This window comes from Micromonospora sp. URMC 107, assembly GCF_051386315.1.
GTDB lineage: Bacteria > Actinomycetota > Actinomycetes > Mycobacteriales > Micromonosporaceae > Micromonospora.
The window spans coordinates 1-4,166 of sequence record NZ_JBPQTK010000235.1; the positions used below are offsets into that span (position 1 = coordinate 1).

Consider the following 4,166-nt stretch of genomic DNA (forward strand, 5'->3'; position numbering starts at 1 on the left):
CCTCCGCCCGGGCCGACATCAACGGATCATGGGGACACCGAGCGTGGACCAACCGGGCCGTGATCAGGACGTCAAGTGACTCTCCATCCCAGGCCATGCCTGGGTGCACCGCTAGCGTCCGCCTGCCCACCCGCACTCGCCGCGCCGCCGCTGCCCGCCTGCGCCCGTAGCGTCGCAGCCTGCACCCGTAGCGTCCGATGATCAGGGCGGCGTGGACGTTTCCCGGCCGTGGTGGGAGTCGAGGACGGTGAGCGGGCCACACCCCACCACGACGACACGCAACCAGCCGATGACCGGCGGCGACCCGAGGACCGCACCGTGGCCACGCCAGGCACTCCAGCGGACGACCGACGTCGGGCGCAGGCCATAGGGTGGTTCCGTGGCGACCCTTCTACTTCTGCGACACGGCCGGACGACCGCGAACGCGGACGGCGGGCTGGCCGGCCGCCAGCCCGTCGAGTTGGACGAGACGGGCCGGGCCCAGGCGACCGCGGTCGGCGAGCGGCTGCGGGCGGTGCCGCTCGCGGCGGTGGTGACCAGCCCGCTGATCCGGTGCCGGCAGACCCTGGAGCTGGCGCTGCCCGGGGTCGCCCCGATCGCCGAGGAAGGGCTGATCGAGTGCTCCTACGGGGCCTGGGAGGGGCAGCCGCTGAAGAAGCTGGCCAAGGAGCCGCTCTGGCCGGTGGTCCAGCAGCACCCGAGCGCCGCGGTCTTCCCAGAGGGGGAGGCGATGGCGGCGATGGCGGCGCGGGCGGTCACCGCGGTGCGTACGTGGGACGCCCGGATCACCGCCGAGCACGGCCCGGAGGCGGTCTGGCTGGCGTGCAGCCACGGCGACGTGATCAAGGCGATCGTGGCCGACGCGCTCGGCGTACACCTGGATCTGTTCCAGCGGATCGTGGCCGACCCGGCCTCGGTGACGGCGATCCGTTACACGCCGCTGCGGCCGTTCCTGCTGCGGCTCAACGACACCGGCGGCGACCTGGCCGGGCTGGTGCCGCCGCCGCGCAAGCGCCGACGGCGGGCGACGAAGGCGGCCGGCGCGGCCGACTCCGACGCGCCGGTCGGCGGCGGCGCGGGAGCCGGCCGGTGACGGGCCGGCGGCATCCGGGCCCACGGCCTGGCGGCGCGGCGCGGCGTCCGGCCGGGCGCTGCCGGCGCGGGTCGGCGGTCCCGCCGGTCGCCACGCCCGGCTGCGGCGACCGGTGCGCTGGGCGCGGCGGGCGCGCGGCGATTCGCGTCGGTGGGGTGCGCGGCGCCGTGGCGCGCCGGATAGGGTCGTGGGTATGACCCACCAGGTGCACGCCTTCGAGCCGCCGGAGCGGTTCGTCGCCGGGACGGTCGGGCCGCCGGGGGAGCGCACGTTCTTCCTCCAGGCGCGCGGCGGTGGCCGGCTGGTCAGCGTCGCGCTGGAGAAGGTCCAGGTGTCGTTGCTGGCCGAGAAGCTCGAGGAACTGCTCTCCGAGGCGCAGCGCCGCTTCGGCGTGGAACTGCCCGAGCCGGTGGCCGTCGTCGGCGACAACGACCCACTGGACACGCCGGTCGACGAGGAGTTCCGGGTCGGCACGCTCGGGCTGGCGTTCGACGTCGACACCGCGACCGTGGTGATCGAGGCCATCGCCGTGGGCGAGGCGGAGGTCGAGGTCGACCTCGGTGTGGAGCCCGACGACGACGAGGACGCCGAGGACGAGGACGAGGAGCCGGACGAGGACCTCGACCGGCTCCGGGTGCGGCTGACCCCCGAGGCGACCCGTCAGTTCATCGAGCGGGCCCGGCGGGTGGTCAACGCCGGCCGTCCGCCCTGCCCGCTCTGCGGCCAGCCGCTGGATCCCGCCGGTCACCTCTGCCCGCGCCACAACGGTTACCACCGGTGACGTCGTCGGACCTCCAGCCCCGACAGGACGGCGAGGCCGCGCTCCGGTTGCTCCGGGACGGCCACCTCGACCTGGAGGGGCGGCTCGTCGACGCCTCCAACACCACCCTGCGCGGCATCCTGACCCTCGACGGGGTGACGGCCCGCTGCGTCTACAAGCCGGTGCGGGGTGAGCGCCCGCTGTGGGACTTCCCGGACGGCACGCTGGCCGGCCGGGAGGTCTCGGCGTACGTGGTCTCCCGGGCCACCGGGTGGGACCTGGTGCCGCCGACGGTGCTGCGCGACGGTCCGTTCGGGCCGGGATCGTGCCAGCTCTGGATCGACGAGCCGGAGGAGGCCGAGCCCCTGGTCGGCTTCGTGCCGGCCGACGCGCTGCCGCCCCGCTGGTTCGCGATCGCCGCGGCCCGCGACGACGACGGCACACCGTACGCGCTGGCGCACGCCGACGATCCGAGGCTGGCGCGGCTCGCGGTGCTCGACGCGGTGATCAACAACGCGGACCGCAAGGGCGGGCACGTGCTGGTCGGCCCGGACGACCGGATCTACGGCGTCGACCACGGGGTGAGCTTCCACGTCGAGGAGAAGCTGCGCACCGTGCTCTGGGGCTGGGCGGGCCGGCAGCTGCCGGCGGACGCCGTGCAGATGCTCGACGCGCTCGCCGGCCAGCTGCCGGGGGCGCTCGGCGCCGAGCTGGCCGAACACCTGACTCTCCGGGAGGTCGCCGAGCTGGCGGCCCGGGTCGACCGGCTGCGGCACACCGGCCTGTTCCCGCAGCCGTCGCAGGACTGGCCGGCGGTGCCCTGGCCCCCCATGTGAGCGTCCGGCGGGCGGCGATCCGGCTCCGGCGTCCCGCCTTACGGCGTTGTCATGATGATCACTGTGGGGCGGGCCTGCCGCGCCGCGCCGGCTGGTTAGGCTGACGGTCATGGACTCTTGGGCGGGACATGAGGTGCCGCGGCTGCCGGGCAGGGGCCAGCCGCTGTCGTTGTTCGACTCGGCGCGGCAGGGCGCCCACCCGAGCGACCCGACCGGCACCGCGACCATGTACGTCTGCGGCATCACCCCGTACGACGCCACGCACCTGGGTCACGCCGCCACCATGATCGCGTTCGACCTGGTGCAGCGGGTGTGGCGGGACGCCGGCCGGGACGTGCGCTACGTGCAGAACGTCACCGACATCGACGACCCGCTGCTGGAGCGGGCCGAGCGGGACGGCGAGGACTGGAAGGTCCTGGCGATGCGGGAGACCGCGCTGTTCCGGGAGGACATGGAGGCGCTGCGGATCATCCCGCCGGCGCACTACGTCGGGGCGGTCGAGTCGATCCCCGAGATCGCCGAGAAGGTCCTCCTGCTGCTCAAGGACGGGGCCGCGTACCGCCTGGAGGACGGCACCGGCGACGTCTACTTCGACGTCGCCGCCTCCCCCCGCTTCGGCTACGAGTCCAACCTGACCCGCGAGCAGATGCTGGAGATCTTCCCCGAGCGCGGCGGCGACCCGGACCGGGCCGGCAAGCGCGACCCGCTCGACCCGCTGCTGTGGCGGGGCGCCCGCGAGGGCGAGCCGTCCTGGCCGGGCGGCGAGCTGGGTGCCGGCCGCCCCGGCTGGCACATCGAGTGCGCGGTCATCGCGCTCAACCTGCTCGGCGACCGGATCGACGTGCAGGGTGGCGGCAACGACCTCATCTTCCCGCACCACGAGTGCTCCGCCGCGCACGCCGAGCGGCTCACCGGCGCGGCGCCGTTCGCCGACCACTACGTGCACGCCGGCATGATCGGCCTGGACGGCGAGAAGATGTCGAAGTCCCGGGGCAACCTGGTCTTCGTCTCCCGGCTGCGCGCCGACCAGGTCGACCCGATGGCGGTCCGGCTGGCCCTGCTCTCCGGGCACTACCGCGCCGACCGCGCCTGGACCGACGAACTGCTCGCGACGGCGCAGGAGCGGCTGGGCCGCTGGCGGCGGGCCGCCGCCGCGCCCGCCGGCCCGTCGGGCGAGGAGTTCCTGGCCGGCGTACGTGCCCGCGTCGCCGACGACCTGGACTCGCCGGGCGCCCTGGCGCTGGCCGACGGATGGGCCGAGGCGACCCTCGCCGGCACCGCCGACGACCCGGCCGCCCCCGCCCTCTTCGCCGCCACCCTGGACGCCCTCCTCGGCATCCGCCTCTGACCCGACCCCGCCCCCCTTCACGGCGTCGATCATGCAGTTGTGCTGCCCCGCGAAAGGTGCGGAACGGCGGTAACCGCCCACCAAGAGTGCATGATCGACGGGGTGGGGCGGGTCAGCCCAGGACCAGGC

The 4,166-nt window shown here is 74.9% G+C and carries 4 protein-coding genes; all 4 read left to right on the top strand.

The window, feature by feature from the left end:
* The first annotated feature begins 379 nt into the window (after positions 1 to 379).
* The 4 genes from ACSNN9_RS27970 to mshC all read left to right on the top strand — a co-directional run bounded on the left by ACSNN9_RS27970 (position 380) and on the right by mshC (position 4,037).
* On the top strand, positions 380 to 1,093 hold the full coding sequence (locus ACSNN9_RS27970; RefSeq protein ID WP_436676302.1) for a histidine phosphatase family protein: 714 nt from the start codon (positions 380 to 382) through the stop codon (positions 1,091 to 1,093).
* 193 nt (positions 1,094 to 1,286) lie between these two features.
* Positions 1,287 to 1,874 (top strand): DUF3090 domain-containing protein, encoded by a 588-nt coding sequence (locus ACSNN9_RS27975; protein WP_357881965.1) that lies wholly within the window; start codon positions 1,287 to 1,289, stop codon positions 1,872 to 1,874.
* Complete coding sequence (locus ACSNN9_RS27980; protein WP_436676303.1) at positions 1,871 to 2,689, top strand: SCO1664 family protein; 819 nt, start codon at positions 1,871 to 1,873, stop codon at positions 2,687 to 2,689. The genes ACSNN9_RS27975 and ACSNN9_RS27980 overlap by 4 nt, the downstream gene beginning before the upstream one ends.
* Before the next feature lie 109 nt (positions 2,690 to 2,798).
* Positions 2,799 to 4,037, top strand: coding sequence for a cysteine--1-D-myo-inosityl 2-amino-2-deoxy-alpha-D-glucopyranoside ligase (gene mshC / locus ACSNN9_RS27985; RefSeq protein WP_436676304.1), 1,239 nt, complete (start codon positions 2,799 to 2,801; stop codon positions 4,035 to 4,037).
* Positions 4,038 to 4,166: the final 129 nt, after the last annotated feature.

Coding starts and splice junctions, on each gene's coding strand:
- ACSNN9_RS27975 (WP_357881965.1), top strand. CDS start 1,287: ATGACCCACCAGGTGCACGCCTTCGAGCCGCCGGAGCGGTTCGTCGCC.
- mshC (WP_436676304.1), top strand. CDS start 2,799: ATGGACTCTTGGGCGGGACATGAGGTGCCGCGGCTGCCGGGCAGGGGC.